We start from the raw sequence: 12962 nt of genomic DNA, 5'->3' as shown, positions 1-12962 counted from the left end.
TTACCTTCCCTTATCTCATAAGACATAGGTTTGTAGAGCAGACGGATTTATAATTTTACCATAACATGTAATTTCATGACTATAATATCCCCCTTAACCTCCTTGTCGTCCATTATCCCCTATAGTCAGGAAGCACAGGTACAGTACAGCAAGGAGAACTGACCTGACCCTGTTCCGGAGTCCGCCCACAGTCATTTCGTCTTGGCCGAAGTGGTTGCGGTTCGGGCGTGTGGTTCGGGCGTGTGGTTCGGGCGTGTGGTTAGTGGGGAGTCGAGAATGTAACCAAACCGATCGATTTGATTTGAGGGGATATCCGCTAGATGGGGTTGAGTTGAGTCGAACGTCATTTTTAGCACAGATGGACCAGCAATTAATTGGTAGGCTGCTTCGTTTATAGAAAGGGAACCTGCTATTGATTGGTGGTTGCTTCCTTTATTGGTAGTGAACCTGCTTTTGATTGGTGTTTGCTTCCTTTATGGGTAGTTTAGGCTTTGGGCAGGCTTCCTGAGTGTAGGGGATAATGGACGACAAGGGGGGGGGAAATGCCACTTTATCACCTTGGGAGTATGTAAATATATGGTATTTAATATATGTTTTACAGCGCAAAAAGGGCGGATCCCCGCTTAACCGCCTAAAGAAACGTGATCCGGATGAATCAATTCCGATCCCTAAGTTTCCACCGCGATTAACGGTTCCGTCCCCATTTGCTGCTGCAATGCTTCTATGTACACACTCTGCTCAGGGCAGCTTACAACTGGTTACCCTGTTCGGCTTTACCGCAAGGATTCCCCCTCGGGACAGGCTTACGCCTGAAGGGTGAAGCTGCCGTTTTTGAACTCGTACACCCGCTGCGGGTTGGGGGTGTAATCATCTACGGTTACCCGGGCTTCCTCCAGGTAGAAAATTTTGAACACGGGATTATCGGGGGTTTTATAGATGTTGGCCAATTGCGGCTCATGCTTGAAGAGCGCTTCCTTCGCCTCGGGCGTTTCGTCGAATTGGACTGCGCCGCTGATTCTGACCCACACATTCGCAGGAGAGGTCTGGGAATATTCCACATAAGGCACCGCCAGCAGCTGCTCATACACCGCTTTGGTGCTGGCGGTGCTGAAGTAGAGTCTGCCGGTTTCGGTATCCAGATGGGGCAGGCCCCAAGGACGGACTCTCGGCTTGCCGTCCTCGACTGTGGCGAGATAGGCAGGAGTATAATGCTGGATCACGGACAAAATTTCCTGGCTCAATGAGTTAACCTCCATTAATGAAGCAGCACACAAAATCTGCGCCGCTTGCCGTTATCAGTTCATCCTCATCATAGCATCCGTTCGCCGCCCAATGTCAAGATCAGGATATTCCCCAACCGGCAGGATAATCCGCCGAGAGGGTTACCGGCAGTTTACCCGAAGCGGGCAAGCGGCCCGTAAGCACCTTAGCAGCAGCCTGCAGCATAAGGGGCCGGTTTTCGTAGCAGGCCACATACGTTTGCACGCCGGTAAAAGAAAGCAAGTCATAAGGGCTGCGCAGCGCCGCCACCGTTACCTTGGCTCCGGGGAGCTCCATCAGTGTCTGCACCAGCAGGGCCTGGCCCGGATTAAAGGCCGCGTTGTAGGTGCCTGCCACAATCTGCAGCCGACCTGCCCGAACGGCAGCCAGCACAGCTTCTATCTCCGCATCATCCGGTGCAAGACTTACGGCAAGCTCCTGCAGATCTGCGATATAAGGCGCCAACGCCTTGCCCAGGGTTATCTCCTGGCGGATGGCTTCGTCCACATCCGTCCGGGCCTCCACACGGGGCCAAATCACCAGCGTCGGTGCGGCGTCATCCAGAGGGAAACCGCCCTCCCCCGCCGCTTTGACCAGCGTCACCGCCCGTTCCGCCGCTTCCCCGGCAGCCTTCATATGCTCCGGAGCACCGACTTCGGGTATACCCTGCTCCCGAACCAACTGCTGCCACGCTTCCTCCCGGCGGGCCTTGGCCTCCCGGATGCGGCGGGCGGACGCGGTAATCCTCTCCTGCGGCAGCTCTCCCGATAAAACAGCCTGATAAATCGCCTCCAGCGCTTCAAGCTGCAGCTCCGGTGTGTGGCTAACCAGAACCAGATCTGCTCCCGCCTTCACCGCCATAACAGCACCCCGGCCAACCCCCACCGTTCCGGAAATAGCCTTCATTTCCAGGCAATCCGTGGCAATAACTCCACCGAAGCCCAGCTCTGCGCGCAGAAGCCCCTCAAGTACGGCGGCAGACAATGTAGCCGGAAGCCCGCTGGCATCGTAAGCAGGGAATTGCACATGGGCGGTCATCACCACATCCGCTCCGGCTGCAATAGCACTCACGAATGGAGGCAATTCAACCTGGCGTAGCCGCTCCAAATCATGGGGCACGGTCGGCAGCTCCAAGTGGGAATCCGCCGTTGTATCCCCATGCCCCGGAAAATGCTTGGGACAAGCACTGATGCCCGCATCCTGATAACCCTGCACGGCCCGGGCGCCCATAAGACCCACCACTCCCGCATCCTCCCCATAGGAACGAACGCCAATAACCGGGTTTGCTTTGTTGTTATTCACATCCACACACGGTGCAAAGTTCAGGTTAATGCCCAAGCTCCGCAGCTCCATTCCTGAAATCCGCGCCGTTTCATATACGAGCTCCGGCGATCCTGCTGCGCCTAAGGCCATATTTCCCGCCATAAGCGCCACCTGCCGGTCTATTCTCGCCACCATTCCGCCTTCCTGATCAACGGCTATCCATAAAGGGCCGTTTCCTGCCAGCCTAGACGCCTCCTGAAGAGTAACGGAAAGCTGCCGCACCTCCTCCGGCGTGCCGATATTATCCCTGAAATAGATCACATTGCCCAATCTGTACTCCCGGATAAGCCGCAAAATATCCTCTGTGGGCTTTTTTCCGGAAAACCCGCACATGACCATTTGACCGATTTGCTCGCGAAGAGCGGTATGCTGGAGCTGATCCATGTGTCCATCCTGCTTTCATGTTAGTTTATATGACACAAAATCAAAATTTTCTTTTCTTATTTGCCGCCATTATAGCATCCACCTTTTAAAACAACAAGTTGGACTTTAAAATTTTATTCCACTATGATACAATAACAACGAAATTAAATTTCAGTCATTACATCATGTACCATTGCTTGCCAACAACCCCCTCTCCCTTTACTATGAAGGTAAATCTATAAGAATGCGCAGGTACCTTCTATGGCCATTCAGAACAATCTTTTGCTCAAAATCCGGGATGTGAAGGAAAGCCTCACCCCCGTCGAAAAGCTCATCGCCGAGTATATCCTTGCCAATCCGGGCGAGATCCCCCATCTTTCCATCAAAAGTCTAGCCTTGTTCAGCCGTACCAGCGACGCATCCGTGCTCCGCTTCTGCAAAACCATGGGTTATAACGGATACCGCAGCTTTATTGTCAGCTTGTCCGCCGCCTTGGGCTCCCATGATGAGGAGCAGCCCGCCCATTATTCCGATATCCAGCCGGGAGATGAGCTTGATGTCATCATCTCCAATGTGGCCCGCAACAACGCCAAATCCATTGACGATACCCTGTCCATTATCGACCACACAGAGGTGGCCAAAGCTGTTAAGGCACTGCGGGAAACCCACCGCATCGTCTTCTTCGGCATTGGTGCATCCGGCCTGGTATGCCGGGACGGAGAGCAGAAATTCTCGCGGATTAACAAGATGTGCCATGCCTATACGGACGGGCACAGCCAGCTTACTGCAGCAACCCTTTTGGAGCGCGGCGACGTGGCTGTTTTTGTTTCCAATTCGGGTGATACCGAGGAGATTCTGGACGCTCTGGACATCTCTCTCAAAAACGGCGCCACCACTATAGCCTTGACCCGCTTCGGCAAAAGCGAGCTGGCTCAGCGATCGGATATTGTGCTGACCTTCTCCTCCCAGGAGATCACCATGCGCAGCGGAGCTATGGGCTCCCGGATTGCCATGTTGACCGTAATTGACATTCTGTTTGCCGGTGTAGCCAGCGCAGAGTACACCTCCATCAAAAAATACCTCTTGAAAACCCACAATATTCTTTCCGCCAAACACAGAAGGGGTTAGGGTCGCCTCAAGTTTTCCTAATCCGCTCATCTGCCACGCGGCGCTTGGTCTAACAAAGCGCCGTTTTTTACCACTCTACCGGACAGAGCCGGACATAATCCGGAAGTCCGAACAATATACGTGTTTATGTAAGCCCTTTCATTAACCGCTATCATGAAAAGTAAGAGGAATATTTTTCACGATTTCCCATATAATTTTGGAGCATAATAATCATTTTATTTTTTTAATCCGAAATTTTATTCCAAAAAACGATTGACAGTAAAAGCGCATTGGTACTATGCTTAAAGCAATCGCATGGCAGGTTACCTAACAACAACTCCTTGTTTCCCCTCATGATCATGCTGAAAACTAACACAACCAGGTAGGAGAATGCGCATGAATGAATATTTAGCGGGCTTAACGACGGAGACCATCAATCCGGCAACCCGGAGCATTGACGAATGCACAACCGAAGAGATGCTGGCGCTTCTGAACCGGGAGGACGCCAAGGTTCCTGCGGCAGTGTCGGAGGAAATCCCCCGCATTGCACAGGCAGTGGACATGATCCACAGCCGTCTGGCTGACGGCGGCAGGTTATTTTACATCGGGGCCGGCACCTCCGGTCGGCTGGGTGTACTGGACGCCTCCGAATGCCCCCCCACCTTCGGCGTAGAGCCGGAGCTGATCCAGGGGCATATCGCCGGAGGCGATGTCGCCCTCCGCACAGCGGTGGAGGGCTTCGAGGATCTGGCCGAGGAGGGCATCGCCCTCGTAGAGCGCTGCGGTATCACCGCCCGGGATGCGGTGGTGGGCATCTCCGCCAGCGGCAGCGCCGCCTTCGTCATCGCCTCCTTGAGGAAGGCGGGCGAGCTGGGCGCCGCCACCATCGGCGTGGTCAACAACCGGAACTCCCGGCTGGCGGAGGTATGCCAGGTAACCATCGCTCCGGTAGTGGGGCCGGAGGTGATTATGGGCTCCACCCGGCTTAAGTCCGGCTCGGCCCAGAAGCTGGTGCTCAACATGCTCACCACCAGCGTGATGGTGAAGCTCGGCAAAACCTACGACAACCTCATGGTGGATTTGAAGGCCACCAACGCTAAACTCAGGGATCGGGCGGTCCGCATCATTACAGCCGCATGCGGCGCCGGGGAAACTGAAGCGGCTCACGCCCTGGCCGAGGCGGGAGGCAGCTGCAAGCTGGCCATCCTGATGCTGGTCACCGGATTGGATGCCTCCGCCGGCCAGAAGCTCTTGGACGAAACCAAGGGAATGCTCAAGCAGGCTATCCGCAAGCACCAGGGCGTCACCGCCCCGCAAGACTAAACGCGGTTAGCCAGATGGGTGCCGATCGCTCCATGTACACCACACGAACCGGAAGTTCTGACTCATCCCATACATTTTGACCATTAAAAGGAGGAAGCAAGGAATGATTACAAAAGGAAAGTCCATCTCCCTCATGTTAGCCGCCGTTTTATCCCTAGCGCCCCTGGCCGCCTGCTCCGGCGGTAAGGACAACGCCTCTTCTCCCGTCCCAGCCGCATCTGCGGGAGGCTCACCTGCTGCAAGCGCCGCCGCTTCCGGCGAGAAGGACACCATCACTGCCCTGCTTCCCCCGGTTTCGGCCAACTTCCAGAAGAAATTCGAGCAGATGGCCAAGGATTTCAACGCTCTTTATCCCAATTTAACGCTAAAAATCGAACCCGCCAGCTGGGAGGACATGACCCAGAAGCTGGACACCCAGGTGAACGCAGGCAGCCCGCCTGACATCGCGTTTATCGGCTCCGACGGCATCTCCAAGTACGTGCAGCAGGGGATGCTTATGGATATTACCAGCCTGGCCGACGCCAAGATGGTCTCGGACTTTGATCCGGGCCCTCTGGAATATATGAAGAACGGCAAAAGCCTGTACGGCTTCCCCGCTTATATGGAGGCCCATGCTATCGGAGGCAACAGAGAATTCCTTGAGGCGGCAGGCATCGATTGGAAAAAGGTTCAACAATCCGGCTGGACCTATGAAGAATTCCGCGAGGCTATCAAGAAGGGCGTAGTTAAGGACGGCAACGCCACCAAACGGTACGGCTTCGTCTTCGCCACCTCCGGTGTGGCGTCCAAGGATTATCTGAGCATTTTGGTGAAAAACGCCGGTATGCCCTCTCCCTTCACCAAGGATCTGAAGTATGCCTACACCAGCAAAAACTATCTGGGTGTCCTGAAGGCGGTCCGTGAAATGATCGACGACGGCTCCATGCCGAAGGAATTAGGCTCCATCGACGCAGGCAAACGCTGGAACATGTTCCTGACCGGCCAAACCATGATTACCGGCAAGGGCCTGGCTACCTTCGAGAACTCCGCCAAAACCAACAACGGGAAGATTGACGCCAAGGACGGCAGCGCCGTCAAGGACAGCATCAAGGTGGATTACATCGTGCTGCCGGTGCCCAGCTTCCTCGGCCAGCCCGCTGTGTCCAGCACCGTGGTAGACGGCTATGTCACCTTCCGCGGCAAAAAGGAGCCCACCGCCGAGCATAAAGCCAACGTGGTCAAGGCTGCCTACTTCCTGGCCAGCGGCAAGGTAGCCGCCGAAACCAACAGTGAGCTGTTTGTGGCCCACATCAGCAAAACCGGCGCCGAAGCCGCCAAGAGCATTACCATCAGCCGCAGCCCTGAGAACGAAGCCGCTGTGAAGGTGCTTCTCTCCCACGCCGCTCCCGCCCGTCCGGATATCCCGGTTGAGCTGGGCGCCAAGGCCACCAAGCTGGAGAATGAAGTCATCATTCCGAAGATGCAGGCTTTGTTAGCCGGCGAAATCAAGCCGGAGGATATGCATAAAGCCATTACCGAGGCGGCTGTCAAAGCCTTCGGAGATACTGGCATCGTCAAGGATTAACTAGGCCGTGTCTGAAAACTCGTTGAGGGCATCTTTTAGCGCCTTTTCGTCCCTTGCTGCGTTACTTTCGCTTGACGTACCCCCGGTGAACTAACGCAAAAGTGCCTTGCCATGAACAAAAATTCGCTAAAATCTGCTCCCCTCGGAGTTTTCAGACACGCCCTAGCCTCTCCACCGGAGGAGTGTCCCGGCCGGCCGAGCCGCTTGCCCATAAGGCGCAGGCGGCTCCCGGCTGGGCCCCTCCCCGGCTTTTTTGTAAAGTCCCATGAATGAGAAGGGAGCTTCGCCATGGCCGTGTCCACATCCAACGAACGTGCAGCCAAACCGGCGGGGAGACGCCGCAAGCATACGGACAATTTTCCGGGCTATGTCTTCATTGCCGTTGCCCTGGTGGTGTACGCGCTGTTTACCGCCTATCCGGTCATCAAGGCCTTCATTATCAGCTTTCAGGAATACAAACCTCTCGGGTCCACCTACATCGGCTTAGACAACTATGTGGCCACCTTCGAGAGCTCTCTGTTCTGGAAGTCCATCCGCAATACCCTCGTGTACACACTGTTGACCGTTCCCTTTAACCTGTTCCTCTCCTTCGTCATCGCCATTATGATCCTGCCCCTGCGCAAGAAGGTGCAGAATGTGTTCAAGGGCATCTACTACCTGCCCACCGTTGCCTCGGGTGTGGCCTTGTCCGTGGTGTGGCTGTGGATCTATGATCCGCTGCCTGCCGGTATTTTCAACAAGCTGATCAGCTTCTTCGGCATCTCCAACCAGAATTGGCTGGGCTCCAGTGCTACCGCTATGCTGGCCCTGGTGATGATGAGCTGGCTGTCCAGCCATGGCGCAGCGATTATTATTTTCCTGGCGGCGCTGATCGGCATCGACAACAGCTATTATGAAGCGGCGGATCTGGACGGAGCTTCCTTCCTGCAAAAGCTGCAGCATATTGTGGTGCCTTTTGTAAAACCGACAATTCTGTTTCTTCTAGTGACAGCTGTCATCGGATCGTTCCAGGTATTCCAGAATGCTTACCTGATGACCGGCGGCGGACCCAATCACTCCACCACCATGGTCGGCCTGCTGATTTTTGACAATGCGTTCAAGTATTTCGAGTTTGGCAAAGCAGCCGCCCAATCCCTGGTGTTGGCCGCCGTTATCGCACTTGTGTCCCTGATCCAGTTCAAATTCCTCGGCAAAGAGATCGAATACTAGAAGGGAGGAGCCCACCATGTCCTTATACAACAACCATATCGGCAATCCGAAAATCCGCGTGGCCCGCAATGGAATCCTGAGCTTCTTCCTTCTGGTATTTGCTCTGGCGACGCTGTTTCCCATCTACTTCATGCTGATTTCCTCCCTGGGTGATCCGGTGGAGGCGGGAGCGGTGAATTATTCTCTCCTGCCCGGCAAAATCACGCTGGATTCCTTCGTGTTCTTCTTCCAGTACAGCCAATATTCCTACCGCTGGATTCTCAACTCGCTAGTTGTAGCGGGGAGTGTCACCGTGTCCAACGTCCTGTTCGCCACTATGGCGGGTTATGCTTTTTCCAAGGTGCGGTTCAAAGGGCGGGCAGTGTTGTTCACCATCCTTCTTGTCGCAATGATGATTCCTTATCAGGTGACGCAGGTGCCTCTGTATATTCTGGTTGTGAACACCTTCCAATTGGAAAATACCTACACTGCTCTCATCATGCCCAGCCTGGTCACTGTGTACAACATCTTTCTGGCCAAGCAGTTTATGGGCAGCATTCCCAATGAAATCATCGAGTCCGCCAAGGTGGAGGGGGCGAGCCAGTTCATGATTTTCTTCAAGGTGATTGCGCCGCTTTCGAAGACCGTCATGGCGGTAATCGCCATCCTGACCTTTATGGACAGTTGGAATACGTTCTTCTGGCCGCTTCTGGTGACGAAGACCATGGATATGCAAACCATCCAGGTGGGGCTGAAAAATTTCCGCTTCGCCAATACCACGTACTTCTCGCCCATGATGGCCGGGGCTACCATCTCGGCGCTGCCGATGTTCATCCTGTTCTTCAGCCTGCAGCGTTACTTTCTGGAGGGCGTCACTGTCGGCGCTGTGAAGGGGTGAGCGGGATGGGAAAACGCTGCGCTATCGGGCTGATGTCCGGCACCTCCGTGGACGGGATTGACGCCGCGTTGGTGGAGATTGCGGGTCGGCCCGGGGAGAGCTCGGGCCTGATTGGGGCCGGGGGAACCACCGGGGAGGCAGCGGGGGATGGGCCTGACGGGGGGCTGTCGGTGAAGCTGCTGGCGTTCCTGAATCTGCCTTATCCCGAGGATACCCGGCAGGCGATCTTCCGCCTCTTCGATCCTGCGTCCGCCACCGTGGACAAGGTGGGCGAAATGAATGTGCGGCTGGGCAAGCTGTATGCCGATGCGGCTTTGGCCGTGGCGGCAAAGGCGGGAATCGCGCCGGAGGCCGTCAGCGTCATCGGCTCCCACGGGCAAACCCTCTGGCATGCGCCGGAGCAGGGGTATACCGTCCAAATCGGCGAAGGCTCCGTGATCGCCGAGCTGACCGGCATCCCCTGCGTCTCCGATTTCCGCCCTGCGGATTTGGCGGCAGGCGGCCAAGGCGCACCCCTGGTGCCCTATACCGAGTACCTGCTGTACCGCAGCCCGGAGGAAACCCTTCTGCTCCAAAATATCGGAGGCATTGGCAATATCACCGTAATTCCCGCAGGGGCGGACAGCAGCCAGGTCACCGCCTTCGATACCGGTCCCGGCAACATGCTCATCGACGGCGTGATGCGCCGTCTTACGGGCGGCCGGACCGGGATGGACGAAGGCGGACGGCTGGCTGCCACCGGCCGCTGCTGCGCGGAGCTGCTGGAGCGGCTGCAGGCGGAGGCGTATTACCGCCTGCAGCCGCCCAAATCCACGGGCCGCGAGCTGTTCGGCGACGCCTATGTGGAGCAGCTGATGGGCTGGCGACAGGAGCTCGGCGTTAGCGACGCCGATCTGGTGGCCACGGTGACGCGGCTCACCGCCTGGTCCATCGGCGACGCCTACCGGCGGTTTGTCCGGGACCGCCATCCGGCCCACCGGATGATTGTCGGCGGCGGAGGCAGCTACAACCCGACACTGCTGCGGGACCTGCGGGAGGAGCTGGCCCCTGTGCCGCTGGTGACCCAGGAAGAAATCGGCCTCAGCAGCGACGCTAAGGAAGCGGTGGCCTTCGCCCTGCTAGCGGAATGCACCCTGGCCGGACTGCCGGGCAGCCTGCCGGCGGTTACAGGTGCACGGCACCCGGCGGTGCTGGGCAAGCTTTCGCTGCCCTATGGGCGCTCGCCGCGCTAACCGCAGCCATGGACCCTGAAGCGCTAGCTGCAGCCGCTCTGCCTTTGGGCTCCCGACGCGCTAACCGCAGCCACAGCAAATCTGTCTTATGGGCCCCTGACACGCTAACGGAAGCTACAGCCGCTATTTGCCCGAAAATCGCCTTCGGCAAACTCTAACGGCGGCCAGCGCCGCTACTTGCAGCATTTTGCCGGTTGGCGGCCTGTTCGCGGCCTAATAAGGGCTCCTGCTTCCGTTAGATTTCGGCAACCCCCGTTTTTGCCCAAATAGGGGCTCTCACTTCCGTTAGAATGGCCCATGGCTCATCGGGCACCGGAAGTGAATCAGCCGGGTAAGCGTACGGGGTACATGTAAGCGTACGGGGGCGGCACTATCGTACAATCCTTGCCGGTATGTCGCACCAAAACTAGCATCTCCCCCTTGGGCAACTCACCCGCGACGGCTAACGGAGCTATGCTACTCTTACCGGCGTACTAGGACTAACTCTGCTTTAACGGAATTCTGCTACTCTTACAGACGTTTTTGGACTAACTTTACTTTTCAACGAAACTATGCAGCTCTCGCAGCCTTACTAGCTAACTTTGCTTAACGGAGCTATGCAACTCTTACCGGCGCTCCAGGATTAACTTTACTATTCAACGAAACTCTGCAGCTCACAAGACTTTATTAGCTAACTTTACTTTTTAACGGAGCTCAGCGGCTCTTACAGGCGCTTTTTGGAGTAACTTTGCATTTTAACGGAACTCAGCGACTCTTACAGGCCTAATTTTACTCGGAAGAGCCCATTTTCCCACCTAAGCGCCTCTGAGTTCCGTTAGCCCGGCAATCCGGCGGTTTTCAGCGGCTAAGCGCTTCTCAGTTCCCTTAGCCAGCCGCGTTTCCCCGCAACCGAGCGGTTGGGAGGCGCATGTATCTTTTCCAAAGAAAGGATGCCCTTTTATGCATAAACAGCTCACACTCGCCACCTGGCAAACGAATGCACAGCAAGCCACCGTGCATGCCGCCGTGGATCTATGGAACCGCACGGCGGTGAAGGACGGGTACAAGGCCATGACCGCCGACTCCTTCAGCCGGCTGATTCTGCAAAATCCTTATTTCGATCCGGCCTGCACCTTCCTGTTGGTTGAAGCAGATGCGTCCGCCATCAAAGGTTTTGCCTGCGGTGTAACCGGGGCTGACCTGCCCTTGGGCGCCAAAGCGGGGTACTTGACGACTATTCTATTGGATGAAGATATTGCTGACGACCGCCACTACTCCGTTTTGCTGGATGCCGTGGAGCAGCGCTTCCGCGACCTGGGCAAAACACAGGCGGAGGCGCTTTTTTTCAATCCGATGAGGCTGCCCTGGCTGATTCCGGACACTCCCGGCCACGAGCATAACAACGCTCCCGGCATTCCTGTGGACAGCGAGCTGAACCGTTTTCTCCTGGAGCATGGTTACACGGAACGCTCCCGGCAGAACGGCATGTATCTGGATCTAAGCCCATTCAGCATACCGGCTGACATTCTGGAGAAGGAAAAACAGGCGGAGGCGCAGGGTTACCGGGTTGAATGGTTCGACGGAGCACGGCACACCGAACTAACCGGGATGTTGGCCGCTTTAAGCAACCCCGCCTGGGAAAAGGAATTAACCCGCTGTGCGGAGGAAAGCATCCCCTTCCTGGTAGCGGCCCATCAGGGCAGGGCAGCTGGTTTTGCCGGACCGGTGGTCAGAGAGCTAAGCGGCCGGGGGTATTTTGCAGGGATCGGGGTTCATCCGGAGGACGAGGGCAAGGGGCTTGGCTCTATACTCTTCTTCCGGCTATGTGATGCCTTCCGGGGTATCGGAACGGAATATATGTCCCTTTTTACAGGAGAAACCAATCCTGCCCTGCGGATTTACCAAAAAGCCGGGTTCCGTACGGTCAAGCAGTTTGGTGTCTTAAGAAAAGTATTGGCAGAGTCATAATCCGGACTATGGAAAGGAGCTGTTTTTAGACATGACGCAAAATCAATCTCAAGCCCAAACACAGCCGCAAACCATTCTGGCCATCGGCGGCCATGTAGGAGATATGGAGCTGACCGCCGGTGGGGTGCTGGCCAGCCATGCATTGAAGGGAGACCGGATTGTTACCCTGGCCCTGACGGCGGGGGAACGGGGGGTGCCGGCCGGGCAGGACATGGCGGAATACCGGGTGCAGAAGGTCCGGGAGGCGGAGGCATTTGCGGAGAAGCTGAACGGGGAAGCGATTGTGCTGGACTATGCCGACGGTGAGCTCCCGGACAATATGGAGGTACGCCTACAGGTATGTGATGTGATCCGGCGGGTTCGGCCGTCCATCCTCATCACCCATTTCAAAAACAGCATGCACAAGGATCACAGCACCACCCACCGCATTGTGAATGATGCCCGATTTTTTGCAGGGCTGGCTTCGTTCCAGCGTGAGCTGCCCGCCGCCTTCGCCGGCAAGCTGTATTATGCGGAAAACTGGGAGGACGCCGTGGATTACCGGCCCTATGTGTATGTGGATTTTGACCAGGAGGCATATGAGCTGTGGGTGGAGGCGGTGTCCCAGCATTGGTTCGTGACAGGCAGCAAATCCTTCCCCTATCTGGAATACTACAAGCATCTGGCCAGAGTCCGGGGTATCGAGGCCCGCAAGCAGTATGCGGAAACCTTCATGATTCCCGAGGAGGCCCTCCGGCTGCGGCAGGGGGAGCTGTAG

At 56.2% G+C, this 12962-nt stretch carries 10 protein-coding genes; 8 read left to right on the top strand and 2 right to left on the bottom strand.

Annotated features, from left to right (window positions below; translation table 11 throughout):
* Positions 1-803 precede the first annotated feature (803 nt).
* Positions 804-1241: a pyridoxamine 5'-phosphate oxidase family protein gene (locus ACI1P1_RS29395; RefSeq protein ID WP_416220154.1), complete on the bottom strand. Its 438-nt coding sequence runs from the start codon at positions 1239-1241 to the stop codon at positions 804-806.
* Positions 1242-1341: 100 nt separating this feature from the next.
* Positions 1342-2967, bottom strand: a complete 1626-nt coding sequence (locus ACI1P1_RS29390) for a glycoside hydrolase family 3 protein (protein WP_416220153.1) — start codon at positions 2965-2967, stop codon at positions 1342-1344.
* A 240-nt stretch (positions 2968-3207) separates the two neighbouring features.
* Here ACI1P1_RS29390 and ACI1P1_RS29385 point away from each other — a divergent pair, with 240 nt between their 5' ends.
* The 8 genes from ACI1P1_RS29385 to ACI1P1_RS29350 all read left to right on the top strand — a co-directional run bounded on the left by ACI1P1_RS29385 (position 3208) and on the right by ACI1P1_RS29350 (position 12962).
* On the top strand, positions 3208-4074 hold the full coding sequence (locus ACI1P1_RS29385; RefSeq protein WP_416220152.1) for a MurR/RpiR family transcriptional regulator: 867 nt from the start codon (positions 3208-3210) through the stop codon (positions 4072-4074).
* 375 nt (positions 4075-4449) lie between these two features.
* Positions 4450-5376, top strand: a complete 927-nt coding sequence (murQ, locus tag ACI1P1_RS29380) for an N-acetylmuramic acid 6-phosphate etherase (RefSeq protein ID WP_416220151.1) — start codon at positions 4450-4452, stop codon at positions 5374-5376.
* 103 nt (positions 5377-5479) lie between these two features.
* The gene (locus tag ACI1P1_RS29375; RefSeq protein ID WP_416220150.1) at positions 5480-6940 is read left to right on the top strand and encodes an ABC transporter substrate-binding protein; all 1461 of its coding nucleotides are present in this window, start codon (positions 5480-5482) and stop codon (positions 6938-6940) included.
* A 288-nt stretch (positions 6941-7228) separates the two neighbouring features.
* Positions 7229-8149 carry a carbohydrate ABC transporter permease gene (locus ACI1P1_RS29370; protein WP_416220149.1) on the top strand — a complete coding sequence of 307 codons (921 nt, stop codon included), beginning with the start codon at positions 7229-7231 and terminating at the stop codon, positions 8147-8149.
* Between the two features lie 16 nt (positions 8150-8165).
* Positions 8166-9026, top strand: coding sequence for a carbohydrate ABC transporter permease (locus ACI1P1_RS29365; RefSeq protein ID WP_416220148.1), 861 nt, complete (start codon positions 8166-8168; stop codon positions 9024-9026).
* Between the two features lie 5 nt (positions 9027-9031).
* The gene (locus tag ACI1P1_RS29360) at positions 9032-10258 is read left to right on the top strand and encodes an anhydro-N-acetylmuramic acid kinase (RefSeq protein ID WP_416220147.1); all 1227 of its coding nucleotides are present in this window, start codon (positions 9032-9034) and stop codon (positions 10256-10258) included.
* A gap of 939 nt (positions 10259-11197) precedes the next feature.
* On the top strand, positions 11198-12205 hold the full coding sequence (locus ACI1P1_RS29355) for a GNAT family N-acetyltransferase (RefSeq protein ID WP_416220146.1): 1008 nt from the start codon (positions 11198-11200) through the stop codon (positions 12203-12205).
* Positions 12206-12236: 31 nt separating this feature from the next.
* Positions 12237-12962, top strand: coding sequence for a PIG-L deacetylase family protein (locus tag ACI1P1_RS29350; RefSeq protein ID WP_416220144.1), 726 nt, complete (start codon positions 12237-12239; stop codon positions 12960-12962).

This window comes from Paenibacillus mesotrionivorans (genome assembly GCF_046098205.1).
Taxonomy (GTDB): Bacteria; Bacillota; Bacilli; order Paenibacillales; family NBRC-103111; genus Paenibacillus_AR; species Paenibacillus_AR mesotrionivorans.
This window is presented reverse-complemented; position numbering and strand designations above follow the sequence as displayed.

What these genes read in the sequence shown, in the direction of transcription:
- ACI1P1_RS29370 (WP_416220149.1), top strand. Translation starts at nt 7,229, where the DNA reads ATGGCCGTGTCCACATCCAACGAACGTGCAGCCAAACCGGCGGGGAGA.
- ACI1P1_RS29375 (WP_416220150.1), top strand. Translation starts at nt 5,480, where the DNA reads ATGATTACAAAAGGAAAGTCCATCTCCCTCATGTTAGCCGCCGTTTTA.
- murQ (WP_416220151.1), top strand. Translation starts at nt 4,450, where the DNA reads ATGAATGAATATTTAGCGGGCTTAACGACGGAGACCATCAATCCGGCA.
- ACI1P1_RS29360 (WP_416220147.1), top strand. Translation starts at nt 9,032, where the DNA reads ATGGGAAAACGCTGCGCTATCGGGCTGATGTCCGGCACCTCCGTGGAC.
- ACI1P1_RS29355 (WP_416220146.1), top strand. Translation starts at nt 11,198, where the DNA reads ATGCATAAACAGCTCACACTCGCCACCTGGCAAACGAATGCACAGCAA.
- ACI1P1_RS29390 (WP_416220153.1), bottom strand. Translation starts at nt 2,967, where the DNA reads ATGGATCAGCTCCAGCATACCGCTCTTCGCGAGCAAATCGGTCAAATG.
- ACI1P1_RS29385 (WP_416220152.1), top strand. Translation starts at nt 3,208, where the DNA reads ATGGCCATTCAGAACAATCTTTTGCTCAAAATCCGGGATGTGAAGGAA.
- ACI1P1_RS29365 (WP_416220148.1), top strand. Translation starts at nt 8,166, where the DNA reads ATGTCCTTATACAACAACCATATCGGCAATCCGAAAATCCGCGTGGCC.
- ACI1P1_RS29350 (WP_416220144.1), top strand. Translation starts at nt 12,237, where the DNA reads ATGACGCAAAATCAATCTCAAGCCCAAACACAGCCGCAAACCATTCTG.